This is a genomic window from Pantoea sp. Ft-CA_14, assembly GCF_024520875.1.
In the GTDB taxonomy this organism is placed as follows: domain Bacteria; phylum Pseudomonadota; class Gammaproteobacteria; order Enterobacterales; family Enterobacteriaceae; genus Pantoea; species Pantoea agglomerans.
The window spans coordinates 98,345-124,344 of the sequence record NZ_JALNPM010000004.1 but is presented as its reverse complement, the minus strand read 5'-3'; the positions used below and the strand labels follow the sequence as shown (position 1 = coordinate 124,344).

Below are 26,000 nucleotides of genomic sequence, written 5' to 3'. Positions count from 1 at the left end.
GGAGGGGAGAACACAGTGACAGAGAGTGAGAAGTGGCAGGGGCTGGCGCAGTTAATTGCCCGTCATGCTCCGGAGGATGGGCGGCATTCAAGCGCCATAGATTGCCTGTTTTTTGGCCGGGTTTCAGCACCGACTGAGCCAATGCACTTTGCTCAATGGGCCAGTTTTGCCCTGGTGGCACAGGGCGGTAAGGCGCTGCATATCGGTGATGAGGTGCTGCACTATGGTCCGGGCGATCTGCTGCTGGTGACGCTGGATATGCCGGTGCGCGCCTGCGTCACCGTCGCCACGCCGGAAAAACCCAATCTGGGGATTGGTATTGCCATCAATGAATCCCGGCTGATGCGCTACCTCGAACAGTTTCCCCCGACGCTGCCGCTGGTGACACCAGACAGTGAACGCGGCGTCACCGTGCATAAGGTCTCACCTTTGCTGGTGGATGCGGTTATCCGGCTGGTACGCCTGCTTGACCATCCTGAGGACATTGAGGCGCTGGCCCCGCTCATTGAGCAGGAGATTTTCTATCGGCTGCTGACCGGGCCGGAAGGTTCGCGCATCCTGAATATGGCGCTGGCTGAGCGGCCGGGCAACCGGGTCGCGCAGGCTGCCCGCTGGCTGCGGGAAAATTTTCATCAGCCGCTGAAGATCGATCGGCTCGCCAGCAGTGTCGGCATGAGCATCTCTTCGCTGCATCATCACTTCAAAGCCGTCACGGCCATGACGCCGATGCAATACCAGAAACAACTGCGGCTGAATGAGGCGCGACGTTTGATGATGGTGGAAAAGCTGGATGCCGGTACGGCAGGCTATCGGGTGGGGTATCAGAGCGCGTCACAGTTCAGCCGGGAGTATCGCCGCCTGTATGGGCAATCTCCGGCCAGGGATAGTCGTCAGCTGGCGGTGAGCCCGGACAGATTGCGCCCACCGCAGAACTGATTACAGGCTGTTAGCCGCTTCCATCGCAATGGCGAAGGAGCGCAGGCGCGCTTCGGAATCAAAAATCTGGCCATTGACCATAATTTCATCCGCCTGGGTTTCACGCATCAGCGAGGCCAGCCCATGACGCACTTTGTCCGTATCGCCGACCAGCGACATGCTGAGCGCCTGCTGTACGCCATACTGTTCTGATGGCGACCAGAGATTATCCATGTTTTCAACCGGTGCCGGTAACGGGCCCGGTTTGCCGCGACGCAGGTTGATAAACTGCTGCTGCTGCGAGGTAAACAGGAAACGCGCATCACGCTCACTGTCTGCGGCGATCACGTTAATGCAGACCATGGCATAAGGCTTGTCGAGACGCGCCGATGGCTGGAAGTTTTCACGGTAGACGTGCAGCGCCTGGAACAGCTGGTCAGGGGCAAAATGGGAGGCAAACGCAAACGGCAGGCCCATTTTCGCTGAAAGCTGTGCGCTGTAGAGACTGGAGCCGAGCAGCCAGACCGGAATCTGCAGGCCCAGACCGGGTACCGGCTGCACTGGCGGCTGCGCATCCGCTTCAGCATCGAACCAGCTAATCAGTTCAGCCACATCCTCGGGGAACGTGTCGATGTGCATGTTGGCCTGATGGCGGCGCAGCGCCATCATGGTGCGCTGGTCAGAACCTGGCGCGCGACCTAAGCCGAGATCGATACGGCCAGGATAGAGAGAGGCCAGCGTACCAAACTGCTCGGCGATCACCAGCGGCGCATGGTTAGGCAACATAATGCCGCCGGAGCCCAGCTTCAGAGTCTCGGTATTCGCCGCCAGATAGCCAATCAGCACGGAGGTGGCTGCGCTGGCAATCCCCGTCATGTTGTGATGTTCAGCCAGCCAGTAGCGTTGATAGCCCAGTTTTTCAGCCTGACGCGCCAGCGCCAGCGAATTATGGAACGCATCCCGAGCGGTCGCGCCCTGTGGAATCGGCGCGAGATCCAGCACGGACAGGCGAAGAGGTTTTTTATCAGACATGACTACTCCCGTTGTATGGCGCAGGCGTTAAGTTAAAGCCTGCACCATTTAGTATTACGCATCATTCCTTATATTAAAACTGCTAACCTCAGCAGGAATATAGCCGGTATGTGCTTTTATTCAGGATGCCAGCGTCATGCCCGCCAGTTTGCGCCAGTAACCGTTACAATCACTGCCTTTCGCGACCATTAGCGGAGCGTGACCGTTTTCATTGGCGCGGAAACGGTCGATCTCTGCCAGCGTCGTCACATCCTGCGGCGAGAGCCGTATGCAATCGACCTTGCCGCGCATACCGGCCAGATCGTTACCCAGGTTATAGCAGTAGCCGCTCATGGTCTGAATGCCATTGAGGACGAACACCTGCTGCCCCTCCTGGGAGTTGACGCGCCGGCCTGTCGGATAGTTGATACAGCAGGTTTCGCAATCATCTTTCGCGCGGTTTTCCGAGCGGGCGGTGAAGCAGCGCGCTGAGAGCGCCAGCGGCAGATGACCGTAGCCCAGCACCTCCACCTCAAACTGCTGCCGGATACCCCGCGTCTCGCACTGCTCCAGCAGCTGTAGCAGCCAGTCACGTGACATCTCCACCGGCATACACCAGCGCGTCATGCCCTCTTTGACCAGCAGTTGCAGCGTGTCGGCGTTATAAACATTGAGCGTCGGGCCCGCGACAAAGGGCAGATGACGCTCAGCGGCCATGTTTACCGTGCCAATATCATTGGCTTCAATCAGGAACTCACCGTTCTCTACGTAACGCTGCAGCTCTTTCAGCTCAGAGGGCGATTGCAGCAGCGCCAGCGTGCTCAGCACCACCTGTTTGCCGCTGGCCGCGAGTTCACGGGCCAGCGCCATCCAGCGGGCATAGGGCGTGGCGCGACGTTTACTGCACACCGCTTCGCCAAGGTAGATAATATCCGCGCTACTGCGGGCAGCCTGCTGGTAAAAATCTTCCAGCGTATCGGTCGGCCAGTACCAGAGCACCGGCCCAAGGGCATATTGCATCATGACTCCTTATTGCCATTCACGGTGATAAGCACCCAGCGTGGTTTGCGAACCTTCTGAGAGATCGCCCAGCGTCTGCATCCACTGTGGTGCGACTTCAAACTGTTCCGGCTGCGCCTTGCAGCGATCAATTGCCTGACGCCAGACGCGCGCCACGTCAGCGACATAGGCAGGGCTGCGCTGACGGCCTTCGATTTTCACCGAGGCGATGCCTGCCCGCAGCAGTTCCGGCAGCAGCTCCAGCGTGTTCAGACTGGTGGGCTCCTCCAGCACGTGATAACGCTTGTCGTTAACCATATAGCGTCCTTTGCAAAGTGTCGGATAACCCGCGCTTTCGTCCGGGGCGTAGCGATCGATCAACACTTCATTAAGACGTGACTCCATGCCCTGCGGCGTCTGCTGCCAGCGCACAAACTTCGCCGGGGAGCAGGCACCGGCGCTGTTAGGCGATTCACCGGTCAACCAGGAAGAGAGGTAGCAGCGGCCTTCCGCCATGATGCACAGGCTGCCAAAGGCGAACACCTCCAGCGGCACCGGTGTGCTGCGTGCCAGCTGTTTAACCTGGTGAATCGACAGCACGCGAGGCAGCACCACACGCTGCAGATTGAAGTGGCGATGGTAAAAGCGAATCGCCTCCAGATTGGTCGCCGAAGCCTGTACAGAAAGATGACGTTCAACCTGTGGATAGCGCGTCGCGGCATACTCCAGCGTGGCGATATCCGCCAGGATCAGCGCGTCGGCTCCGTTTTGTGCCGCCACATCAATCGCCCGCTGCCAGCGATCCATGCCATCCGGATGGGCAAAGGTGTTGATCGCGACATGCAGTTTGCGACGATGCTGATGAAGATAGCGCGCGGCTTCAGCCAGTTTCTTATCGGTGAAATTCAGACCCGCAAAATGACGGGCATTGGTGTCATCTTTCAGCCCCACATACACCGCATCAGCGCCATTCTCTACAGCGGTGCGCACTGCGGGTAAGTTTCCTGCCGGGCAGAGCAGTTCCATAGATATTCCTCTCAACATGCAGATGGGCGTCGAGTCTAGGCATCTGGTCCGGGCTGCGTGTTGATTTGGGGCAGTGAAATTCAAATTCATCCGCCCGGCGGCGCTTTTTTTCCCTGCATGGCAGCGGTTTTTATTGATCTCAGAGGAGGCGCGCAGAAAAGGATATGGCAATATACGTAAAATTTTCTGAAGGGAGTGACGAAAGTGTTAGAGCGGATACATGCCCATTGTGTGAAAAACGGTCCTAAAATCTTAGGGTTACCCGCTGCGTTCACCCCATTCCCGGTCAAAAAGTTGCTTCTGCAACAACTCTTAAACTGGCAATTTCGTCATGCTTTGGCTGAAGGTGAGTTAGACTTTCTGGATGGTCGCCTGCTGGGTATTGAAATTGCCGATCTCAATCTGCAATGGATAACCACGCTGCAGGACGGCCGACTGGCGGTATTGCAACAGTCCGAAGCGGATGTCTGGTTTCGGGGCAATGCCAATGATCTGTTGCTGGTGGCAGCACGTAAAGCAGATCCCGACATGCTGTTCTTTCAACGCCGGCTGGTGATTGAAGGTGACACTGAACTGGGACTTGAGGTGAAGAACGTAATGGATGCTATTGAACCCGAGGCTATGCCCACCGCGTTACGCACGGCAATTGAGCAGATGGCGGCATTTGTCGACGCCGGCATGAAACAGGACGCGAAGGCCGCTCAGGCGCGCGCAGGTGCTGCATGTTGATTCGTAGTGAAATTGGCGTGGATGCCGCAGGCATCGACGCGCTGCTCAGACGCTGCTTCAGTACCTCTGCAGAGGCGGAACTGACTCAGGCGCTGCGTGAAGATGGCTTGCTGACCTTAGGCGTGGTCGCGACGGATGACGAGGGACAGGTGCTGGGTTATGCCGCATTCAGTCCGGTCAGCGTGCAGGGTGAAGATCGCGGCTGGGTTGGGCTGGCACCGCTGGCCGTCGATGAGACGCTGCGCGGTCAGGGTATTGCCAGCAAGCTGATCTATGAGGGGCTGGATACGCTCAATGAATTTGGCTACAGCGCGGTAGTGGTGCTGGGCGATCCGGCGCTGTTCAACCGTTTTGGTTTTGAACCGGCGGCACGCCACGGCCTGCGCAGCCGCTGGCCGGGTACAGAGGCAACGTTCCAGGTCTACCGTCTGGCCGATAATGCGTATGACGGGGCGGAAGGGCAGATCGACTACGCCGAACCCTTTAATCGCCAGCCGTAATACCCAGCCAGCTCTCCAGACAGCCGGGCTGGCCCGCCACCAGCAGTAATTTCTGCTGGCGGGTCAGTTGCTTGACCTGATACTCCAGCCTGGAGGCGCTGGCGCGATCGCCCGCGTCACAGTGAAACACCAGGTCCAGCGGCCCTTTGCCGCGCAGCGCGCGGGCGCCGCGTCCGCTCTGGTGCTGAGCGACCCGGCGCACCACATCCGTGGTGATACCGGTGTACAGGCTCCCTTTCGCCGTACGGACGATGTAGAGTTGCCACTGCTGACTCATCGCAATCATTTCCCAAAAAAAGGTGCCGGGCAGTGTAGCGCGCTTCACTCTCCGGTGCACCGCCAGGAGTTTATCTTGTCCGATCACGCCCATCTGGTTCGCTATCTGAGAAAGCAGCATGTGCTTTCACTCTGCTGTACCGCCGACGATCAACTGTGGTGCGCTAACTGCTACTACGTCTTTGACGAGACGCGCATGGTCTTCTGGATCATGACGGAACCCGATACCCGCCACGGTGAGTTAATGCTGCAGAATCCGCAGGTTGCGGGCACCGTCAATGGCCAGCCCAGAAGTGTGCTGCTGATTAAAGGGGTGCAGTATCGTGGCCATGTTAAACGGCTGGAAGAGTCAACAGAGAAGGTCGCCAGAGCCGCTTATCAGAAACGTTTTCCGGTCTCACGCAAAGTGTCGGCACCGCTGTGGGAGATTGTGCTGGATGAGGTGAAGATGACGGATAATGCGCTGGGATTCGGCAAGAAAATTGCCTGGCAGCGGGAGAAATAGAAACGCCCTTTTCAGCAGAAAAGGGCGTCGCGGCTTACAGCGCTTCGAGGATCCGCAGGGATTCACGATTAAAGGCCGGTAAATCGGCCGGGGTGCGGCTGGTGACCAGCTTATCGTCGTCTACCACCACTTCCTTATCATGGAAGTCGGCACCGGCATTGATCAGGTCAATGGCAACGGCTTTAACGGTAGTCATCTTGCGACCGCGCACGCCGTTAGCGCTAATCAGCAGCTGTGGCCCGTGGCAGATGGCAAAAATTGGCTTGCCGCTGGCGACAAACTCTTTGGTAAAAGCAACAAAACGATCGTCGCCGCGCAGGGCATCGGGCGAGTGACCGCCAGGCAGGAGCAGGGCGTCAAATTCAGCCGGGCTGACGTCATCAATGCTGCGATCGATGGTCACTTCCGCTTCGCCTTTCTTGCCTTTAACGACATTACCGGCTTGTTTCTCAATGGTAACCACCTCAAAACCAGCGCGTTTGTAAACTTCCGCAGGTGAGGTAAATTCTGAGTCTTCAAATTCATCGGTAATTAAAACCGCCACTTTCTTGCTCATTTTTTCCTCCTTCAGCATGTGGAGCGCGAGACGCGCTTTCCGGATAACGCTATAAGCCTGGTCGCTGAGAGTGAGAACGCAAGCCAGCCCGTTAAGATCAGCTATCTTTTAACCAGTCAGCAGTGAAATAAGGATGAATCTGAGATGAATCGCGTATTACTGACCGGTGCCACCGGCTTAGTCGGGTCGCATCTGCTGCGCTTACTGATTGAGGATCCACGCGTCGATGAGATCATCGCGCCAACCCGTCGGCCACTGCCCGCGATGAACAAGGTGGTGAATCCGGTTGAGGCCGATCTCACCGATGTCCTCGGGCCGCTGCAAAGTTCGCTGGACACGGTGTTCTGCTGCCTGGGCACCACGCGTAAGCAGGCAGGCAGTAAACAGGCCTTTATCCACGTTGATTACACCCTGGTGGTGGACAGCGGGTTAAGCGGATTACGTCTGGGGGCGAAGCAGATGCTGGTGGTCAGCGCGCACGGGGCCAGTCGTCACTCACCGTTTTTGTACAATCGCGTCAAAGGCGAAATGGAGAATGCGCTGCGCCATCAGGGCTGGCCGCGCCTGACGCTGGTGCGGCCTTCATTGCTGCTTGGAGATCGCGTGCAGAAGCGCCGGGGTGAAAGCCTGGCGGGACCGCTGTTTTCGCTGCTGCCGGGCAACTGGCGGGCGGTCAGCGCGCACGACGTGGCACGCTGTCTGCACCAGCAGGCTTTTACGCCGGGGAGTGAGAGCGTCAAAATCATTGAGTCTGGCGAAATCCCGCGCCACTCAGCGTAACTGCCAGATAATCTGATTACGGCTGCCGCGCCATTGCAGCGTGGCATCCTTCTCCTCTTCGACAAAACGGCCATCGATCAGCACGTCGAGATAGACCAGCACAGCGCGCTGCGCCGCATTCAGCTCCTGCATCCGGTAACCGGTCCAGAGCCAGATATCTTTACCGGGACACGTCTGCCGCACCCGTTTCACCAGACGGCGAATGTGCGGCACGTTATGCGGATGCAGCGGATCGCCACCACTCAGCGACAATCCCTGGCGTGGAATGCGGGTGTCCTGCAAATCCGCCAGCAGTTGCTCCTCCATCGCAAGCGTAAAGGGCACGCCGGAATCAAGCCGCCAGGTGCTCTGGTTGTAGCAGCCGCGACACTGATGTTCGCAACCAGCGACAAACAGCGTGCAGCGGGTGCCAGGTCCATTAACGATATCCACATCATAGTAGCGATGGATATGCATCATCCCAGCGGTCCTTCAGACAGATGCTTCACCCGACGCTGCACTTCCTGCTGTTTACCGGCATTAAAGGGCCGCGCATCCGGGCTGCCCAGATAGCCGCAGACCCGCCGGGTGACGGAGACGCGCGCCGGATCGTGGTTGCCGCAATTCGGACAGGTGAAGCCGCGGCTGGTACAGGTGAACTCGCCGTTGAAGCCGCACTCGTAGCACTCATCAATCGGGGTATTAGTGCCGTAATAGGGCACGCGGTCGTAGCTGTAATCCCAGACATCCTCCAGCGCCTTGAGGTTGTGCTGCACATTCGGGTATTCGCCGTAACAGATGAATCCGCCATTCGCCAGCGGCGGATAGGGCGCTTCAAAGTCGATTTTGTCGTAAGGATTGACCTTCTTCTCAACGTCGAGATGGAAGCTGTTGGTGTAGTAGCCCTTGTCGGTAACGCCTGGCACCAGACCAAACTGCGCCGCATCAAGACGGCAGAAGCGGTCGCACAGATTCTCGCTTGGCGTGCTGTAAAGGCTGAACCCATAGCCTGTTTCTGCTTTCCAGCGCTCGGTGGCATCGCGCATGTAAGCAATGATCTCTACCCCTTTGGCGCCCAGGGCCGCGTCATCGTAAGGATGCTGATGACCGCCGCTGAGCGCATTCAGGGTTTCATGCAGGCCGATATAGCCCAGCGACAGCGACGCGCGGCCATTACGGAAAATAGGACCGACTTCATCATCCGCATTCAGCCGAACGCCACAGGCGCCTTCCATATAGAGGATGGGCGCCACGCGCGCTTTGGTCTTCTCCAGCCGCGCCACCCGCGTCATCAGCGCCCGCTTAGCCAGCTGCAGTCGCGCATCGAGCAGCGTCCAGAAGCGCGCTTCATCCCCGCCCGCTTCCAGTGCGATGCGCGGCAGGTTCAGGCTGATAACCCCGATATTGTTGCGGCCCTCATGAATCTGCTCGCCGTTCTCTTCATAAACGCCAAGGAAACTACGGCAGCCCATTGGGGTTTTAAACGAGCCGGTGACTTTAACCACCTGATCGTAATTGAGGATGTCGGGATACATCCGCTTGCTGGCGCACTCCAGCGCCAGTTGTTTGATATCGTAATTAACGTCGCCCGCCCGGCGGTTGACGCCTTCGCGAATACTGAACACCAGTTTAGGGAACACCGCCGTTTTGCGATTTTTACCCAGTCCGGCCAGCCGGTTAAGCAGAATCGACTGCTGAATCAGCCGGGCCGCCCAGTCCGTCCCCAGACCAAAACCAAAGGTGACAAACGGCGTCTGGCCGTTGGCGGTGTGCAGAGTATTCACCTCATACTCCAGCGACTGAAAGGCGTCGTAGCACTCTTTCTCCGTACGCTGGCGCGCATACTGCTCGGCCTGCGGGATCTGCCACTGCTCAGCAATCGCCAGATGCCGGGCATAGCTCTGCTCAACAAACGGGGCCAGCACTTCATCAATACGGTTAATGGTAGTGCCGCCGTAAATATGGCTGGCGACCTGCGCGATGATCTGCGCCGTCACGGCGGTGGCGGTGGCGATCGATTTAGGCGGCTCGATTTCAGCATTGCCCATTTTGAAACCGTTGGTCAGCATGCCTTTCAGATCGATCAGCATGCAGTTGAACATCGGGAAGAAAGGGGAGTAGTCGAGATCGTGATAGTGGATCTCGCCGCGCTCGTGCGCCAGCACCACATCGCGCGGCAGGATCTGCTGCTGTGCGTAGTGTTTTGCCACGATCCCGGCCAGCAGATCGCGCTGCGTCGGGATCACTTTGCTGTCTTTGTTGGCATTCTCGTTCAGCAGCGCCGCATTGGTCTGATCGACCAGCCCGCGGATGGCGTGATGTAACTGGCTCTGACGATCGCGGGCGACATCGCGATCGTGGCGGTATTCAATGTAGGCGCGGGCCAGTTGAGGGTAAGGACCCGCCATCAGCGTCTCTTCAACCGCACACTGAATTTCACGGATATCTACTTCCGGACGATCGGCCAGCCGCAATGCCACGCGCTCAGCGACCTGCGCGCACCAGGCCGCGTCTTCTACTTCGGCTGCCCGTGCCGCCGCCACCACGGCCTGCTCAATACGCTGCGCATCAAAGCCTGTCCGGCATCCATCACGCTTGATTACCACCGTCGCCATTTCTCTCTCCATAAACTACATATAGGGGTCGAAAGGATTCTATTCGCTACATGTAGTGATTGCTGAGAATTATTGCGATCAGATTTGACCTGAAACAAGGAAGCCTCAACCCGCTGGAAAACTCTGGCTGATGTAAAAAATCGGGTGCTGGTTCAGGTTTCCTGCAGGATCCACTGGCGGATTGGCGTGCAGCAACTTTAATCAACGTTCTGCCCTGTCAAAACGTTGACGTCACAAGGATGCCCGCCAATGTGGTTACCCCGTTCTCTGCTCCTGCTCCTGTTCCTGCTCCCGGCCCTTTGCCCGATCGCTCTGGCCAGTTCGCTGCCGCTGATGCCCTGGCCGCAACAGGTGGAACAGCCCGCCAGCGGCGGCACGCTTACCCTGACGCCGCAGCTGACGCTGCAAATCTCCGGCGATCATCTGGCGGGTGCCGAAGCGCGCTGGCTGGAGCGAATCAGTAATCAGACCGGCTGGCCGCTGTTGCCCGCCACCCAGCCGGTAGCAGCACCGACTATCCGCATCGTCATTGCGAAGGCGGTGGATCCGCTGCCGCTGCCTGATAGCGATGAGAGCTATCAGTTGCAGGTCGATGGCGACGGCGTCCTGTTAACCGCGCCCAGCCGTTTCGGCGCGATGCGCGGCATGGAAACCCTGCTGCAGCTGATACAAAACGGCGCACAGGGGACAACCATTCCTTACGTCACCATCCACGATCATCCGCGCTTTCCATGGCGCGGCGTGCTGATCGACACGGCGCGTCACTTTATGCCGGTGGAGACGCTTAAACGTCAGATCGACGGCATCGCCGCCGCGCGAATGAACGTTTTTCACTGGCATCTTACCGACGATCAGGGCTGGCGCTTCGCCTCCAGCCACTATCCCCAGTTGCAGCAGAAAGCCAGCGATGGCAACTATTACAGCCAGCAGCAGATGCGGGAGATCGTGAAATATGCCACCGATCGTGGAGTGCGTGTGGTGCCCGAGCTGGATATGCCGGGACATGCGTCCGCGCTGGCGGTGGCAATGCCAGAGCTGATTAGCGCACCCGGCCCCTGGCAGATGGAGCGCGGCTGGGGCGTCTTTAAACCGCTGCTTGATCCCAGCAACGAACAGGTTTATCAGGTGATCGACACGCTGGTGGGTGAGATGGCGGCGATCTTCCCCGACCCCTGGCTGCACATTGGCGGCGACGAGGTGGATCCGACACAGTGGAACGACTCGCCTGCTATCCAGCAGTTTATGCGCGATCACGATCTGAAAGATGCCCATGCGCTTCAGGCATATTTCAATCAGCGGGTAGAGAAGATCCTGGAAGCCCATCACCGTCAGATGGTGGGCTGGGATGAGATTGCCCATCCCGATCTGCCGCGCAGCATTCTGATCCAGTCGTGGCAGGGTCAGGATGCGCTGAGCGCGCTGGCAAAAGAGAACTACCGCGGCATCCTCTCCACCGGTTTCTACCTCGATCAGCCTCAGCCTGCCAGCTATCACTACCGCAATGAGGTCACGCCACAGGGCCTCAACGGCCAGGATCGTCTGCGGCCAGGCGACCAGGCGCAGAGCTGGTCATTCACCATGCCGCGGCTGAAAGGCAGCCCGGTGAAGGGCAGCTTTACGCTGATACAGGGAGAACCAGGCTGGCGCGGTTTTATCGACTTCGATGGCAAAGCCCGCCGGATGGTCAGTCAGATCAACTGGCTCTCGACTCAGCAGGTGCGGTTTAGCGTGGATAGCTGGATGGGGCCGTTCCAGCCGGTGTTTACGCTGCAACAGAACGCCCTCAAAGGTTATGCAGAGGTAGGCAACGTGCGTTATCCCACCAGCGGCCAACGGCTGGCGGAGACGCCTGCGGGCATCGCGCCCGCGCTGCCCACACCTGAGCAGGTGCAGCAAAATCTGCTGGGTGGCGAGGCGGCGCTGTGGGCGGAAAACATCAACAGCCAGATTATTGATACCAAACTGTGGCCGCGCGCCTTTGTGGTGGCCGAGCGGTTATGGTCGGCACAGGATGTCACCAATACCGACTCGATGTATTCGCGGCTGGCGGCGATGGATCGCTGGAGCAGCGTGTCGGTCGGAACGCTGCAACATGCGCAGACGGAGCAGCAGATGATGCGGCTGGTCAGTGGGCATGACATCGCCCCACTGCGGGTTCTGGCCGAGGTGCTGGAACCGGCGCAATACTACACGCGTCAGCATCTCAAGTTTCAGGCGGGCCATTACGACTACCATGAACCCCTGAACCGGCTGGCAGATGTACTGCCCGCTGAGAGTGAGGCGGTACGTCAGCTGGAGCAGCAGGTCGCCGTGTTAATCGCCAATCGTAATAATCCGGCTGCCGCCTCTGCGGTTCGCGCGCCGCTGCAGCGCTGGCAGGCTAACACCAGCGCGGTGCTGCCGATCATTAACGCCAGTGCAACGCTGAAGCCGCTGGCACAGAGCGTGCAGCAGATCGAGGCGCTGAGCGCCATGGGCCTCGCGCTGGTTAATGCTTACGTTCGCAATCAGGCGTTTGGTGCCAGTGAAGTGGCGGAGATGCGTGCGACACTGGATGCCGCCGCAGAGGTACAGGATGAAACAGTGATTGCGCTGGTCAGGCCGCTGGAGACGCTGCTGCGCGCCTTTCAGTAAACGCTGCGGCCGGATAAACCGGCCATAGCGTCCTCAGGCCGGGCCGCTGACCGAGTGGCGGCGCACCAGGGTCGGGCTGAACATGTGGGTCACTTCCGGCAGCGGCTGATTGTTGGCCAGCGCCAGCGCCAGCTGGGCCGCCTGCTGCGCCATGGTGACAATCGGATAGCGGATGGTGGTGAGGCGCGGTCGCACATAGCGCGAAACCAGCACATCATCGAAGCCGATCAGCGACATCTCTTCCGGCACCCGAACGCCGTTATCGCTCAGCACCGCCAGCGCGCCGGCGGCCATTGAGTCGTTGTAGCAGGCGACGGCGGTAAAATTCTTGCCGCGACCCAATAGTTCCGTCATCGCCTGCTCACCGCCCACTTCATCTGGTTCACCCCAGGTGACCAGCCGATCGCTGCACGGCAGGCCATGTTCTTTCAGCGCATCGTAGTAACCCTGCAGGCGATCTTCTGCATCGGAGATGGTGTGGGTCGAGCAGATAAAGGCGATATTCTGGTGGCCAAGCTGGATCAGATGACGGGTTGCCAGCCAGGCACCGTAGCGATCGTCGAGCGCGATACAGCGCTTTTCAAAGCCTTTTATCAGCCGGTTCAGCAGCACCATGCCAGGCACCTGCTTCATCAGCACTTCCAGTTCTGCATCCGGGATTTTCTTAGCGTGAACCACCAGCGCCGCGCAGCGGTGACGCATCAGTTGTTCAATCGCCTGCCGCTCTTTTTGCTCATTATGGTAACCGTTACCAATCAGCAAAAAGTTACCGGTGTCACCTGCAACCTCATCCACGGCTTTAACCATTGCGCCAAAAAAGGGATCGGAGACGTCACCGACAATCAGGCCGAGCGTTTCGGTCGATTGCTGCGCCAGCGCACGTGCGTTGGCATTCGGGTGATACTGAAGCTGCTCCATCGCCTGACCTACGGCCTGTCGGGAGCTGTCGCTGGCTTTGGGAGAATTATTGATTACACGGGAGACTGTGGCGACAGAAACGCCAGCCAGTCGCGCAACATCCTTTATGGTAGCCATGCGTTGACCTGCTTTGGGGAAAACGTTTACACATCGCATCAGTGTTACGGAAAAGGGCGGACACATCAACCCGACAGAATGTCAGCGTCGTCGCAAAAAGGGGTAAAAACGGTCACTGCTGCACGTCTTCTGCTGAGGCGTTGCACCATGCTATGCTCAATCTCCCACCTGGCTACCGTGAAAAACAACGATGAAAACCAAAGTGCCACATCTGGCGCACTGGGGCGCCTTTACCGCCGTAACTGAAAACGATCGCCTGATTGGCTGCGAACCTTTCTTCGCCGATGCCGATCCGTCACCGATGATCCACACCATTCCTGAACTGGTCTATTCCGACAAACGCATTCGTCAGCCGATGGTGCGGCGCTCGTGGCTGAAGTCACGCGAAAAGAGCGACCGTACGCTGCGTGGCCGGGAAGATTTTGTTGCCGTCGACTGGGAAACCGCGCTGGATCTGGTGGCGGAGGAGAATCGCCGCATTCGCGAGCGCTATGGCGCATCGGGCATTTTCAACGGCTCCTACGGCTGGTCATCGGCCGGACGTGTTAACCATGCCCGCACCCTGGTTCGTCGCTTCTACTTTCAGGGCGGCGGCGGCGTTGATCAGCAGGGTAACTACAGCTGGGGCGCCGCGCAGTTCTTCCTGCCCTATGTGATTGGCACCTACATGCCGCTGACCGGGCGCGTCACCGAATGGCCGCAGGTGGTGGAACATGCCGAAATTTTTGTCGCCTTTGGTGGGCTGGCGCTGAAAAACGCCCAGGTCGCCTCGGGGGGCGCAGGGCAGCACAGCCTGAAACCGGCGCTGATGCAGCTGGCGGCCAAAGGCACGCCGGTGATCAATATCAGCCCGATGCGCGATGACTGCCCGGAATTTGTTAACGCCGAGTGGATTCCGATTCGCCCCAACACCGACGTGGCGCTGATGCTGGCGCTGGGACATGAGATCACCCAGCGCGGCGCGGTTGACGAAGCGTTTCTCGCCAGCCACTGCACCGGCTGGCCGCAGCTGCGCGCCTATCTGCTGGGCGAAACCGACGGCGTGGCGAAAACCGCCGGCTGGGCCAGCCGTATCACCGGCATCCCGGCCGATCGCATTGTGCAGCTGGCGCAGCAGCTCACCGGCAAGCGCAGCTTTATTACCTGCTCCTATTCCGTTCAGCGCGCCCATCGCGGCGAGCAGCCTTACTGGATGATGATTGCGCTGTCGTCGATGCTTGGCCAGCCAGGCCTGCCGGGCGCAGGTTTCTCTTTTGGTCACGGTTCGATGAACAGCGTCGGCAACCCGCGCCAGGAAGGTCCTGCTCCGATGATGAGCACCGGCCCCAATCCTTCCGGGCTGTCGATTCCGGTGGCGCGGATCAGCGATATGCTGCTCAATCCCGGCCAGCCTTACCGCTTTCAGGGCGAAACCCTGCACTATCCCGACATTCACATGGTGCACTGGGCGGGCGGCAATCCTTTCCATCATCACCAGCAGCTCAACCGGCTGGTGGAGGGCTGGCAGCGGCCCGATACGGTCGTGGTGCAGGATATCGTCTGGACACCCGCCGCGCAGATGGCGGACATCGTACTGCCCGCGACCACCACGCTGGAGCGCAATGACATCGGCGGCTCCTCCCGTGACCGCTTTGTGCTGGCGATGCATCAGGCGATTAAACCGCAGCATCAGGCGCGCAACGACTTCGATATTTTTGCTGACCTGGCGGAGCGCCTCGGCTACCGCGATACCTTCACCGAAGGGCGCAACGAGATGCAGTGGATCGCCCATCTTTATCAGCAGTGTGCGACGGCGCATCAGCGTAAAGGCATCGATTTCCCGTCGTTTGAGGAGTTCTGGCAGCGCGGCTTTGTGGAGATCCCCGAAGGGGGCAAACCCTATCAGTTTATGGATGATTTCCGTGCCGATCCGCAGGCCAATCCGATTAAAACTGCCAGCGGCAAAATCGAGCTCTTCAGCCAGACCATTGCGGACTACCAGCTGGACGATTTCGCCGGCCATCCGGAATGGCGTGAACCCCAGGAGTGGCTCGGTTCGCCGGTCAGCCGCGACTATCCGCTGCACATGATCTCGATTCAGCCTTCCGACCGGTTACACAGTCAGCTGGATGCTACAGAAACGGTGCAGGGCAATAAAACCGCCGGACATGAAACGCTCTACATGCATCCGCAGGATGCGGCCGCGCGCGGGCTGGTGGAGGGCGACGAGATAGAGGTGAGCAACGCACGCGGCGTGATGCTGGCGGGCGTGCGGATCACCGATGGCGTGACGCAGGGCGTAGTGATTATCGCCACCGGCGCCTGGTTTGATCCCGGCTTTGGCAAGGCGTGGCAGCCGCACGATCGCGCGGGTAACCCCAACGTGCTGACGCTCGACATCGGCACCTCGTCGCTGACGCAGGGGCCAAACGCCATGAGCTGCCTGGTGGAAATCAAAAAACATCAGGATTGCACAATAGCGTAAGGATCTCATGGCTGGTTACATTTTGCCGGTAACTGTTGCGTTTGAGAGATGGCAGCCGATCGATCCCTCTTGCTACATTCAGGGTCCCAGAGGTATTGATGGGTGAACATCAATAGATTTTCTTGATTACACCAACCTGCGCAGATGCGCAGGTTTTTTTTTGCCAGAAATCGGCTGCCGATAACGAACTGATACACAGTTTTCCTGTTATACGGCCAGCGCTTTCTTTATAACTGCTGGCACCAGCCCCTTTCTCTTTATTTTGCGCAGCGGAATGCCATGCCCCGGATTAAAAAACTACTGGGAAAAGACCAGATAAAAGCGCCGTTTAACCCTTTTCGTTTCCGACTGATCTGCCTGGGTGTCACGACCTGTCTGGTGGTGCTGCTGGCGCGCGTCGCGGACCTGCAGTTCCTGAATCAGCCGATGCTGGAGCACGAAGCGGATCAGCGATCGCTGCGTACCGTGACGCTGCCGACCAGTCGCGGCACGCTGCTGGATCGTAACGGTGAAGCGCTGGCGCTCAGCGTCCCGTCGCGCGACGTGATTGCCGATCCGCAGCGCGTGCTGGAGAGCAACCCCGATTTTACCAGTGCCAAATGGGCCTATCTGGCGGCGGCGCTCAACACCCGTCCCGAAGAGCTGGCGGCGCAGATCACCGCCAACCCGAAACGTCGCTTCCTCTATCTGGGGCGTAAAGTTGAGCTGGGCATCGCCAAAGATATTAAAGAGCTGAAGCTGAAAGGCATCAGCGAAGTCTATGATGACAGCCGTTTCTATCCGATGAGCGAGGCCTCTGCGCCGCTGATCGGCATCGTCGGGGCGGATAACGTCGGCCTGAACGGACTGGAAAAGGGCTTTGATAAAGTATTGCAGGGCGAGCCGGGCAAAGAGGTCTATCGGCAGGATGCCGCGGGCAATATCATCGCGATGATCAACTATCAGCCGCCGACCCAGCCGCCGACGGTACAGCTCAGCATCGACAAATATGACCAGTACACGCTCTACAGCAAACTGCGCGACGGCGTACTGATCAACAAGGCGGACTCGGGTGCGGCCGTGCTGGTGAAAATCGACACCGGCGAGATTCTGGCGATGGCTTCCTATCCGTCGTTCAACCCCAACAACTATGAAGGGGCAACGCCCGCGCAGATGCGTAATTCTGCCATCAATGACAGCTACGAACCGGGATCGACCGTCAAGCCGTTAGTGGTGATGGAAGCGCTGGAGCGCCACCTGGTGCGCCCGGATTCGGTGATCGACACCACGCCTTACAGCGTTAACGGCCACCTGATCCGCGACGTCGGCCACTGGCCGCGCCTGACCATGACCGGCATTCTGCAAAAATCGAGCGACATCGGCGTGTCACACCTCGCGCTGGCGATGCCCGCCGAAGCGCTGGTCAACACCTATCATGCGTTCGGCCTTGGCAAACCAACCGGCTTAGGGCTGACCGGCGAAAGCGTCGGCTACTTTCCGTTGCACCGCACCCGCTGGGCAGATATCGAGCGGGCCACCTTCTCCTTTGGCTATGGCCTGCGTGTGACGCCGCTGCAGATTGCCCGCGAATACGCCACGCTCGGCTCCTATGGCATTTACCGTCCGCTGTCGATCACCCGCGTTACGCCACCGGTCATGGGACGCCAGGTCGCCAACCCGGAAACGGTGAAAGAGGTAGTGCACATGCTGGAGAGTGACGTCCTGCCGGGCGGAACCGGGCTGAAAGCCGCGGTGCCGGGCTACCGTCTGGCAACCAAAACCGGTACGGCGGAAAAAATGGGCACCAGCGGCAAGTATGATGGCGGCTACGTCAACTACACCGCCGGTCTCGCTCCTGCCAGCCATCCTGAAGTGGCGCTGGTGGTGATGATCAACCATCCGACGGCGGGCGATCACTTCGGTGGCTCGGTTGCTGCACCGGTGTTCGGCAATATCATGGGGCCGGTACTGAAACACATGAATATTGCACCGGATGCCATCTACACCAAACCGGCGGCCACTCCTTCAGATAAATCTTAGATAAATCAGAGTGTAAGCGAGGCGTGAAGGATATTCACACCTCGTTGCACTTCCCCGAATTCGGTTGCGTTTTCCTGCTGTCTCCGCGCGGTCAATCAGTGCGAGGATAGCAGTCCCAGAGGTATTGATGGGTGTGAAAACAACACTGCTTCGGCAGTGAGACCCTGTTATTACACCAACCCACGCAGATGCGTGGGTTTTTTTTGCCTGCTTGCCTGAGCCTGCCGCTACCGCTGTAAAAACCCCCGCTAAATCAACATCGTTCTTAACGAAACTCTGACAGTTTGCCGATAGAAAGGCGCATCGCCTTTCACTGATAATGGCCGCCGTGAAGCCTGGCGGTTTTTTGCCCGCCGCCGCTCACTGCCGCATTCCGCACGTTCCGGGATTTCTTTTTCTGCTTATCTGAAGAGTTCGACGATGACTCACCTTTCTCGCCCCGCGCGTTCCTTTGGGCTTAAATGGCTGCTTCTGTTGCTGGTGGCGGCGATTGTCGCTGGGGTTATCTGGCGTCTGCTGGCGGCGGGTCACGGGCCTGGCGAGGGGATGCCGTCGGGCAGACCGGGTGCGCATGGCATGATGGGCGGAGGGGCAACGCTGGTACACAGCGGTGTCGCCAGCACGGCGGATGTGCCGGTGTGGCTGAATGCGCTCGGCACGGTCATCCCCAACGCCAGCGTTACGGTGACCAGCCGCGTTGACGGCCAGCTGGAGCAGGTTTTCTTTACTGAGGGGCAGAAAGTCAGCGCCGGGCAGCTGCTGGCGCAGATCGATCCGCGCAGCTTTCAGGCCACGCTTAACCAGTATCAGGGCGAACTCAGCGAAAACCAGGCGCTGCTGAAAAGTGCGGAGCTGACGCTGGCGCGCTACCGCAAACTGGCGGCGCAGGATGCACTGGCGCGTCAGGATCTGGACAGCCAGATTGCCACCGTCGGGCAGTATCGCGGTGCCGTCGCCGCCGATCAGGCGCAGATCGCCAGTGCGAAACTCAGCATTGAATATGCCCGGATCACCGCCCCGATCAGCGGGCGCGTCGGCCTGCGTCAGGTCGATCCCGGCAACATGGTTCAGAGTGCCAGCAGCACCGGCCTGGTGACCATCACCCAGATGCAGCCCGCCGCCGTGACCTTTAGCGTGCCACAAAGCGAAATCCCGACGCTGGTCAGCGTGCTGCATCAGGGACAGAGCCTGCCCGCCACGCTGTATGATCAGGACAACCAGCATCAGCTCGGCAGCGGCGAGGTGAAGTTCATCAGCAACCAGATCGACACCGCCACCGGCACCGTGGCGCTGAAAGCGGTGTTCGCCAACCAGGATGAGTCGCTGTTTGCCAATCAGTTTGTGAATCTGCGGTTGCAGACCCGGGTGCTGAAAGGCGCGACGGTGATCCCGGCCCAGGCGCTGCAGCTGAGCAGCGACGGCAGCTTTGTCTTTGTGATCAATCAGGATCGCAGCGTTACGCGCAAAGCGGTCACCACCGGTCCCGCTTTCGGAGACGATCAGCAGGCGATCCTCAGCGGCGTTTCGCCGGGCGATCGGCTGGTGACGGAAGGGATCGATCGTCTGACCAGCGGCAGCAAAGTGTCGCTGGCCGATGAGAAACACGCCGCTGCGGGTGCTGTGTCGAAATGAACCCGTCGCGCCTGTTTATTCTGCGTCCGGTCGCCACCATTCTGCTGATGGTCGGCGTGCTGATCGCCGGCATTTTTGCCTGGAAATTCCTCTCAACCTCGGCACTGCCGCAGGTCGACTATCCGATCATTCAGGTCACCACGCTCTATCCGGGTGCCAGCCCGGATGTGATGGCGTCGTCGGTCACCTCACCGCTGGAGCGCCAGTTAGGGCAGATGGCGGGGCTGAGCCAGATGAGCTCCACCAGCGCCAGCGGCTCGTCGATCATTACCCTGAAGTTCAGCCTCGATCTGTCGCTGGATGTCGCCGAGCAGGAGGTGCAGGCAGCGATCAATGCGGCGAATAACCTGCTGCCCGACGACCTGCCCAATCCGCCGACCTACAAAAAGGTCAATCCGGCGGACAGCGCGGTGGTGACGCTGGCGGCGAGCTCCAGCACGCTGCCGCTGACCGCGGTGCAGGATCTGGTCAACACCCGGGTGGAACTGAAGCTGTCGCAGATCTCCGGCGTCGGGATGGTGACGCTGGCGGGCGGCCACCAGCCGGCGATTCGGGTGCAGATGAATCCTCAGGCGCTGGCGGCGCATCATCTGACGCTGGAGGCGGTAAATACGCTGATTGGTAACAGCAACGTCAATGGCTCCAAAGGTGGCTTTGACGGGAAATATCATTCGGTGACCATCGACGCCAACGACCAGCTGCGCACCGCAACCGAGTACGGGAACCTGATCCTCAGCTATGAGAATGGCGCGGCGCTGCGCCTGAAAGATATCGCCCACATTGAACAGGGTCCGGAAAACAGCTTCCAGTCGGCGTGGGCCAACAACCAGCCCGCAATTGTGATCAGCGTGCAGCGCCAGCCGGGCGCGAACGTGATCCAGGTGGTGGACAATATCAAGGCGCAGCTCCCCGCGCTGCAGGCGGCGCTGCCGGAGGGGGTGAAGATGACGATTCTCTCCGATCGCACCCAGACCATTCGCGCCTCGATCAGCGACGTTCAGTTTGAACTGATGCTGTCGATTGCGCTGGTGGTGATGGTGACTTTCCTGTTCCTGCGCAACGTGGCCGCCACGCTGATCCCGAGCGTGGCGGTGCCGCTGTCGCTGGTCGGCACCTTTGGTGTGATGTATCTGGCGGGCTTCAGCCTGAATAATCTGTCGCTGATGGCGCTGACCATCGCCACCGGTTTTGTCATTGATGACGCTATTGTGGTGGTCGAGAACATCTCCCGGCGGCTGGAGCAGGGCGAGTCACCGATGGAAGCCGCGCTGAAAGGCTCACAGCAGATTGGCTTCACCATCATCTCGCTGACCTTTTCGCTGATTGCGGTGCTGATCCCGCTGCTGTTTATGGGCGATGTGGTCGGGCGACTGTTCCGGGAGTTCGCGATTACGCTGGCGGTGGCGATTCTGGTGTCAATGCTGGTGTCGCTGACCCTGACACCGATGCTGTGTGCATATCTGCTGCGCCATATTCCGCCAGAACAGCAGTCGACGTTTGCCCGCAAGGGCGGCGAACTGTTTGATGCCCTGGTGCGCGGCTATGACCGGCTGCTGACCGTGGTACTGAACCATCAGAAACTGACGCTGCTGGTGGCGCTGGCCACCTTCGGGCTGACGGCGCTGCTCTACATGATGGTGCCGAAAGGCTTCTTCCCGACCCAGGATACCGGGCTGATTCAGGGCATTACCGTCGCCTCACAGGACGTCTCGTTTAACGCCATGGCAACGCGGCAGCAGGCGTTGTCGGCGCGGATCCTGAAAAACCCGGCGGTGGAGAGCGTCTCATCGACGATCGGCATCGACGGCACCAACACCAGCCTTAACAGCGGGCGGTTACAGATCAACCTGAAGCCGTTTGGCTCGCGTGATCTCAGCGCCAGCGAGGTGATCAGCCAGCTGAAACAGGCCACTGCCGATGTGGCGGGCATCCGGCTCTATCTGCAACCGGCGCAGGATCTCACCGTCAACGATCAGGTCTCGCCGAGTCAGTATCAGTTCACCCTCGATGATGCCGACAGTGAAAACCTGGTCAGCGCGTCGCCGAAACTGGTGGCGGCGTTGCAGCAGCGGCCCGAGTTTAATGGCGTGGTGAGTAACCTGCAGGATCAGGGGCGCGTCTCTTACGTTGAGCTGAACCGCGATAAAGCGGCGCGCTTCGGCATTACTGCATCGGACGTGGACACCGCGCTCTATAATGCCTTTGGTCAGCGGCTGGTCTCGACCATCTTCACCCAGTCGAATCAGTATCGGGTGGTGCTGGAAGTGGCTCCGGCATACCAGCAGGGTCCGGCGTCGTTTGATGATGTCTGGCTGCAATCGTCCGGCAGCAGCAGTTCGGCGTCGTCATCCACCAGCACGACTTTATCAACGTCAACGTCTTCGTCAACATCGTCGTCTTCGTCAACGTCCACTTCAGCCTCTGACACCAGCGCCAGCACGACCAGCAGCGGCATGGTCAAACTCACTGCTATCGCCACTATCCACCAGCGCACCGGTTCGCTGATGCACATGCGGCTGAATCAGTTTCCGGCGGTGATGATCTCCTTCAACCTTAATCCGGGCTATTCGCTGGAGGATGGACAGCGGGCGATCGCGGAAGTACGGCAGCAGCTGCAGCTGCCGGAGAGCACCACGCTGCGTTATCAGGGGGAAACCTCGGCGTTTCAGAGCGCCACCGGCAACACGCTGTGGCTGATTCTGGCGGCGCTGATCACCATGTATGTGGTGCTCGGCATCCTCTACGAGAGCTTTATCCATCCGGTGACCATCCTCTCTACGCTGCCGTCGGCGGCGGTGGGCGCGCTGCTGACGCTGCTACTGGCGGGCACCGAATTCAGCCTGATTGCGCTGATTGGGGTGATCCTGCTGATCGGCATCGTGAAAAAGAACGCCATCATGATGATCGACTTCGCGCTGGAGGCGGAACACCATCAGCAACTCAGCGCGCGCGACGCGATTCATCAGGCCTGTCTGCTGCGCTTCCGCCCGATTCTGATGACGACGATGGCGGCGCTGCTGGGTGCGCTACCGCTGATGCTGGCCTCCGGCTCCGGGGCAGAGCTGCGTCAGCCGCTGGGGCTGGTGATTGTCGGTGGGCTGATTGTCAGTCAGGTGCTGACGCTCTTCTCCACGCCGGTCATCTACCTCCTGTTTGATGGGCTGGCGCAGCGCGGTAACGCCTGGGTGAAACGCCGTCAGCAGCGGGCGCGGAGCGGGCAATGAATCTGACCCGGCTGTTTATCTTTCGTCCGGTGGCGACGCTGCTGCTGACGCTGGCGATCCTGCTGCTGGGCGCGCTGGGCTACCGGCTGCTGCCGGTGGCACCGCTGCCGCAGGTCGATTTTCCTACCATCATGGTCAGCGCCAGCCTGGCAGGCGCCAGCCCGGAAACCATGGCGGCGACGGTCGCTACGCCGCTGGAACGTTCGCTGGGGCAGATTGCCGGTATCAGTGAGATGACCTCCAGCAGCTCGCAGGGCTCCAGCAGCATCATCCTGCAGTTTGAACTGGACCGCGATATCAATGGCGCGGCGCGCGACGTGCAGGCGGCAATCAACGCGGCGCGCAGCCTGCTGCCCAGCGCAATGGCCTCGCTGCCAACCTATCGCAAAGCCAACCCGTCAGACGCGCCAATAGTGATGCTGGCGCTGACCTCTGCCACCCGCACGCCAGGCGAACTCTACGATCTGGCGGAGAGCAAAATCGAACAGGCGATGGGGCAGGTACAGGGCGTCGGCGAAGTGTCGCTGATGGGCAGCGCCTTACCGGCGGTGCGGATTGATCTGCAGCCGCTGAAGCTGACCCATTACGGCATCTCGCTGGAGACGGTGCGTGCCGCCGTCGCCAACAGCACCACTAATCTGCCTAAAGGGATCTTACAGAGCAGTGACCAGTCGTGGCTGGTGGACAGCAACGGCCAGCTGGAGAAGGCCGCCAGCTACCGCGATTTGATCATCACTTATCAGCAGGGCAACGCGGTGCGACTGCGCGACGTCGCCACGGTCTATGACTCGGTGGAAGATCGCTATCAGGCAGGGTTTCTGAATGCCACACCGGCGGTGATGATCGGTATCAAACGTCAGGCGGGTGCCAATATGCTGGAAACCATCGACGCGATAAAAGCGCAGTTGCCACAGCTTGAAAAGAGCCTGCCCGCTGACAGCCAGCTGAAGGTGGTGGTTGACCGTTCGCCTGGCGTGCGCGCCTCGCTGTATGACACCGAAGAGACGCTGCTGATCGCGGTGCTGCTGGTGATTGCGGTGGTGTTTATTTTTCTGCGCAATCTGCAGGCGGTGATCATTCCGGCGCTGGCACTGCCGGTGTCGCTGATCGGCACCTGCGCGGTGATGTATCTGCTGGGATACAGCCTGGATAACCTGTCGCTGATGGCGCTGATTATCGCCACCGGCTTCGTGGTGGATGATGCGATTGTGGTGCTGGAGAACATCACCCGTCACATTGAGCGCGGGCTGAGCCCGCTGCGGGCGGCGCTGCGCGGGGCGCAGGAGGTGAGCTTCACCGTGCTGTCGATGACCGTGTCGCTGATCGCGGTGTTCATCCCGATCCTGCTGATGGGCAGCATTGTCGGGCGGCTGTTCCGCGAATTTGCCGTGACGCTCACCGTGTCGCTGCTGATCTCGCTGTTTGTTTCGCTGAGCCTGACGCCGATGCTCTGCGCCCGCCTGCTGAAACCAAAGCCGCCCGTCAGCCAGCGGCCGCATCCGCTTTATCAGTTGATTGAAAACCAGCTGAATCGCCTGCTGGCCGCCTACGGGCGCGGGCTGGCCTGGGTGATGCGCCATCAGAAACTGACGCTGCTCAGCCTGCTGCTGACCGTACTACTGAATGTTTTTCTCTTCGTCGTGGTGCAGAAGGGCTTCTTCCCCAATCAGGATACCGGGCTGCTGATGGGTGCGCTGCGCGCCGATCAGAACATCTCGTTCCAGGCGATGAAGCCGAAAATGCTGATGTTCACGCAGATCATTCAGGAAGACCCGGCGGTAGAGAGTGTGATGTCGTCGATGGGCAGCGGGATGTTTGGCTCCCGTAACAGCGCCAACTTCTTTGTGCGGCTTAAAGATTTTGATCAGCGCGATGCGACCGCCACCGAGGTGGCCAACCGGCTGACGAGAAAAACCAGTCACATCGCCGGGGCCCAGATGTTCCTGATGGCGGCGCAGGACCTGCACATTGGCGGACGCAGCGCCAACGCCACGTATCAGTACAGCCTGCAGGCGGACGATCTCGATCTGCTGCGCACCTGGACGCCGAAAGTGCAGGCGGCGCTGGCGGCGATCCCCGAGCTTAACAGCGTGGACTCCGATTCGCAGACCGGCGGCCAGGAGGTGGAGCTGAACATCGATCGTGATCGCGCCACCCGGCTGGGCGTCAACGTGAACATGCTGGATACGCTGCTGAACAATGCGTTCAGCCAGCGGCAGATCGCCACGCTCTATCACACCCTGAATCAGTATCACGTGGTGATGTCACTGCAGGATAGCGACACCGCCAATCCTGAGACGCTGCAGCAGCTTTATGTGATTAACGACAGCGGTGACCGCGTGCCGCTCTCCGCCTTTGCCCGCTTCAGCGGCGGCAACGCGCCGCTGTCGGTGGCGCATCAGGGCCAGGCCGCGACCAGCACCCTGGCGTTTAATCTCAACGAGGGTGTGTCACTGGAACAGGCGCAGGAACTGATAAAACAGGCGATGGCGAAGCTGGGCCTGCCATCGACCCTTCATGCCGGTTTTGCCGGCACCGCCGCCGCCTTTTCTCAGCTGACCGCGACCATGCCGTGGCTGATTCTGGCGGCGCTGGCGGCGGTCTATCTCGTGCTCGGCGTGCTCTATGAGAGCTACATCCATCCACTGACCATTCTTTCGACCCTGCCGTCAGCGGGCGTCGGCGCGCTGTTACTGCTGCTGCTGACCGGCACGCAGCTCACGGTGATCGCGCTGATTGGCATCATCCTGCTGATCGGCATCGTGAAAAAGAACGCCATCATGATGATCGATTTCGCCATCGACGCGGAACGGCGGCAGGGCATGTCGCCACAGCAGGCGATCACCCAGGCGTGCCTGATGCGCTTCCGGCCCATCATGATGACCACGCTGGCCGCCTTTTTCGGCGCGTTGCCGCTGGCGCTGGGCAGCGGCGGTGATGCCGATCTGCGCAGCCCGCTGGGCATCGCTATTGCGGGCGGACTGGCGCTCAGCCAGCTGCTCACGCTGTTTACCACGCCGGTTGTTTATCTTTGGCTCGATCGTCTGGGCCGTGCCACTCAACGTCAATGGCGTCGTCTGCGCCCTACGGAATCCTGATCC

Annotated in this window: 19 protein-coding genes; 11 read left to right on the top strand and 8 right to left on the bottom strand. The window is 59.7% G+C overall.

The genetic code is table 11. The features are described 5' to 3' along the window. Nucleotides 1-15 precede the first annotated feature (15 nt). Complete coding sequence (locus NR195_RS08420) at nt 16-936, top strand: AraC family transcriptional regulator (RefSeq protein WP_033770876.1); 921 nt, start codon at nt 16-18, stop codon at nt 934-936. Here NR195_RS08420 and NR195_RS08415 read toward each other — a convergent pair whose 3' ends face one another. The 3 genes from NR195_RS08415 to NR195_RS08405 all read right to left on the bottom strand — a co-directional run bounded on the left by NR195_RS08415 (nt 937) and on the right by NR195_RS08405 (nt 3,951). Further along, nucleotides 937-1,947, bottom strand: a complete 1,011-nt coding sequence (locus NR195_RS08415; protein WP_010251755.1) for a luciferase-like monooxygenase — start codon at nt 1,945-1,947, stop codon at nt 937-939. Between the two features lie 120 nt (nt 1,948-2,067). Beyond that, the gene (locus NR195_RS08410) at nt 2,068-2,946 is read right to left on the bottom strand and encodes a U32 family peptidase (RefSeq protein ID WP_256844447.1); all 879 of its coding nucleotides are present in this window, start codon (nt 2,944-2,946) and stop codon (nt 2,068-2,070) included. A gap of 9 nt (nt 2,947-2,955) precedes the next feature. Then, on the bottom strand, nt 2,956-3,951 hold the full coding sequence (locus NR195_RS08405) for a peptidase U32 family protein (protein ID WP_033780467.1): 996 nt from the start codon (nt 3,949-3,951) through the stop codon (nt 2,956-2,958). A gap of 204 nt (nt 3,952-4,155) precedes the next feature. On the opposite strand from NR195_RS08405, the gene NR195_RS08400 reads away from it, so the two are divergent. Both NR195_RS08400 and NR195_RS08395 read left to right on the top strand, forming a co-directional pair. Further along, entirely contained in the window at nt 4,156-4,680 is a 525-nt protein-coding gene (locus NR195_RS08400) for an SCP2 domain-containing protein (RefSeq protein WP_010251750.1), read from the top strand. Beyond that, nucleotides 4,674-5,180, top strand: coding sequence for a GNAT family N-acetyltransferase (locus NR195_RS08395; RefSeq protein WP_010251747.1), 507 nt, complete (start codon nt 4,674-4,676; stop codon nt 5,178-5,180). Before NR195_RS08400 ends, NR195_RS08395 begins: the two co-directional genes overlap by 7 nt. On the opposite strand, the gene NR195_RS08390 is transcribed toward NR195_RS08395, so the two are convergent. Next, the gene (locus NR195_RS08390) at nt 5,164-5,457 is read right to left on the bottom strand and encodes a GIY-YIG nuclease family protein (RefSeq protein WP_031292823.1); all 294 of its coding nucleotides are present in this window, start codon (nt 5,455-5,457) and stop codon (nt 5,164-5,166) included. The genes NR195_RS08395 and NR195_RS08390 overlap by 17 nt on opposite strands. A gap of 75 nt (nt 5,458-5,532) precedes the next feature. On the opposite strand from NR195_RS08390, the gene NR195_RS08385 reads away from it, so the two are divergent. Next, nucleotides 5,533-5,961, top strand: a complete 429-nt coding sequence (locus NR195_RS08385; protein ID WP_256844413.1) for a YhbP family protein — start codon at nt 5,533-5,535, stop codon at nt 5,959-5,961. Between the two features lie 34 nt (nt 5,962-5,995). Here the strand turns inward: NR195_RS08385 and NR195_RS08380 are convergent, their stop codons facing one another. Then, nucleotides 5,996-6,517, bottom strand: coding sequence for a type 1 glutamine amidotransferase domain-containing protein (locus tag NR195_RS08380; RefSeq protein ID WP_010251739.1), 522 nt, complete (start codon nt 6,515-6,517; stop codon nt 5,996-5,998). 144 nt (nt 6,518-6,661) lie between these two features. Between NR195_RS08380 and NR195_RS08375 the strand changes: the two genes are divergently transcribed. Further along, on the top strand, nt 6,662-7,297 hold the full coding sequence (locus NR195_RS08375; RefSeq protein ID WP_089414636.1) for an NAD(P)H-binding protein: 636 nt from the start codon (nt 6,662-6,664) through the stop codon (nt 7,295-7,297). Here NR195_RS08375 and nrdG read toward each other — a convergent pair. Further along, a complete protein-coding gene (gene nrdG, locus NR195_RS08370) occupies nt 7,289-7,756 on the bottom strand; it encodes an anaerobic ribonucleoside-triphosphate reductase-activating protein (RefSeq protein ID WP_022625291.1) in 468 nt (155 codons plus the stop codon). The two genes, NR195_RS08375 and nrdG, sit on opposite strands and share 9 nt — an antisense overlap. Beyond that, nucleotides 7,753-9,891 (bottom strand): anaerobic ribonucleoside-triphosphate reductase, encoded by a 2,139-nt coding sequence (gene nrdD / locus NR195_RS08365; protein ID WP_256844412.1) that lies wholly within the window; start codon nt 9,889-9,891, stop codon nt 7,753-7,755. The genes nrdG and nrdD overlap by 4 nt, the downstream gene beginning before the upstream one ends. A 249-nt stretch (nt 9,892-10,140) precedes the next feature. Here nrdD and NR195_RS08360 point away from each other — a divergent pair, with 249 nt between their 5' ends. Next, nucleotides 10,141-12,525 (top strand): beta-N-acetylhexosaminidase, encoded by a 2,385-nt coding sequence (locus NR195_RS08360; protein ID WP_256844411.1) that lies wholly within the window; start codon nt 10,141-10,143, stop codon nt 12,523-12,525. Nucleotides 12,526-12,558: 33 nt separating this feature from the next. On the opposite strand, the gene galR is transcribed toward NR195_RS08360, so the two are convergent. Continuing rightward, complete coding sequence (galR, locus tag NR195_RS08355; protein WP_010251726.1) at nt 12,559-13,560, bottom strand: HTH-type transcriptional regulator GalR; 1,002 nt, start codon at nt 13,558-13,560, stop codon at nt 12,559-12,561. A 190-nt stretch (nt 13,561-13,750) separates the two neighbouring features. Here galR and NR195_RS08350 point away from each other — a divergent pair, with 190 nt between their 5' ends. The 5 genes from NR195_RS08350 (at nt 13,751) to NR195_RS08330 (ending at nt 25,997) form a co-directional block, all read left to right on the top strand. Further along, complete coding sequence (locus NR195_RS08350) at nt 13,751-16,024, top strand: molybdopterin guanine dinucleotide-containing S/N-oxide reductase (RefSeq protein WP_033769514.1); 2,274 nt, start codon at nt 13,751-13,753, stop codon at nt 16,022-16,024. A gap of 279 nt (nt 16,025-16,303) precedes the next feature. Next, nucleotides 16,304-18,043, top strand: coding sequence for a penicillin-binding transpeptidase domain-containing protein (locus tag NR195_RS08345; protein ID WP_010251720.1), 1,740 nt, complete (start codon nt 16,304-16,306; stop codon nt 18,041-18,043). A 420-nt stretch (nt 18,044-18,463) separates the two neighbouring features. Beyond that, a complete protein-coding gene (locus NR195_RS08340; protein ID WP_182504627.1) occupies nt 18,464-19,675 on the top strand; it encodes an efflux RND transporter periplasmic adaptor subunit in 1,212 nt (403 codons plus the stop codon). Then, a complete protein-coding gene (locus tag NR195_RS08335; protein WP_256844410.1) occupies nt 19,672-22,899 on the top strand; it encodes an efflux RND transporter permease subunit in 3,228 nt (1,075 codons plus the stop codon). Before NR195_RS08340 ends, NR195_RS08335 begins: the two co-directional genes overlap by 4 nt. Next, nucleotides 22,896-25,997 (top strand): multidrug efflux RND transporter permease subunit, encoded by a 3,102-nt coding sequence (locus NR195_RS08330; protein WP_256844409.1) that lies wholly within the window; start codon nt 22,896-22,898, stop codon nt 25,995-25,997. Before NR195_RS08335 ends, NR195_RS08330 begins: the two co-directional genes overlap by 4 nt. Nucleotides 25,998-26,000 lie beyond the last annotated feature (3 nt).

Excerpts from the sequence above, each read along its gene's own strand:
- NR195_RS08375 (WP_089414636.1), top strand. The coding sequence starts at position 6,662 with ATGAATCGCGTATTACTGACCGGTGCCACCGGCTTAGTCGGGTCGCAT.
- NR195_RS08335 (WP_256844410.1), top strand. The coding sequence starts at position 19,672 with ATGAACCCGTCGCGCCTGTTTATTCTGCGTCCGGTCGCCACCATTCTG.
- NR195_RS08380 (WP_010251739.1), bottom strand. The coding sequence starts at position 6,517 with ATGAGCAAGAAAGTGGCGGTTTTAATTACCGATGAATTTGAAGACTCA.
- NR195_RS08405 (WP_033780467.1), bottom strand. The coding sequence starts at position 3,951 with ATGGAACTGCTCTGCCCGGCAGGAAACTTACCCGCAGTGCGCACCGCT.
- nrdD (WP_256844412.1), bottom strand. The coding sequence starts at position 9,891 with ATGGCGACGGTGGTAATCAAGCGTGATGGATGCCGGACAGGCTTTGAT.
- NR195_RS08345 (WP_010251720.1), top strand. The coding sequence starts at position 16,304 with ATGCCCCGGATTAAAAAACTACTGGGAAAAGACCAGATAAAAGCGCCG.
- NR195_RS08395 (WP_010251747.1), top strand. The coding sequence starts at position 4,674 with ATGTTGATTCGTAGTGAAATTGGCGTGGATGCCGCAGGCATCGACGCG.
- nrdG (WP_022625291.1), bottom strand. The coding sequence starts at position 7,756 with ATGATGCATATCCATCGCTACTATGATGTGGATATCGTTAATGGACCT.
- NR195_RS08410 (WP_256844447.1), bottom strand. The coding sequence starts at position 2,946 with ATGCAATATGCCCTTGGGCCGGTGCTCTGGTACTGGCCGACCGATACG.
- NR195_RS08415 (WP_010251755.1), bottom strand. The coding sequence starts at position 1,947 with ATGTCTGATAAAAAACCTCTTCGCCTGTCCGTGCTGGATCTCGCGCCG.
- NR195_RS08330 (WP_256844409.1), top strand. The coding sequence starts at position 22,896 with ATGAATCTGACCCGGCTGTTTATCTTTCGTCCGGTGGCGACGCTGCTG.
- NR195_RS08340 (WP_182504627.1), top strand. The coding sequence starts at position 18,464 with ATGACTCACCTTTCTCGCCCCGCGCGTTCCTTTGGGCTTAAATGGCTG.
- NR195_RS08390 (WP_031292823.1), bottom strand. The coding sequence starts at position 5,457 with ATGAGTCAGCAGTGGCAACTCTACATCGTCCGTACGGCGAAAGGGAGC.
- NR195_RS08360 (WP_256844411.1), top strand. The coding sequence starts at position 10,141 with ATGTGGTTACCCCGTTCTCTGCTCCTGCTCCTGTTCCTGCTCCCGGCC.
- galR (WP_010251726.1), bottom strand. The coding sequence starts at position 13,560 with ATGGCTACCATAAAGGATGTTGCGCGACTGGCTGGCGTTTCTGTCGCC.
- NR195_RS08350 (WP_033769514.1), top strand. The coding sequence starts at position 13,751 with ATGAAAACCAAAGTGCCACATCTGGCGCACTGGGGCGCCTTTACCGCC.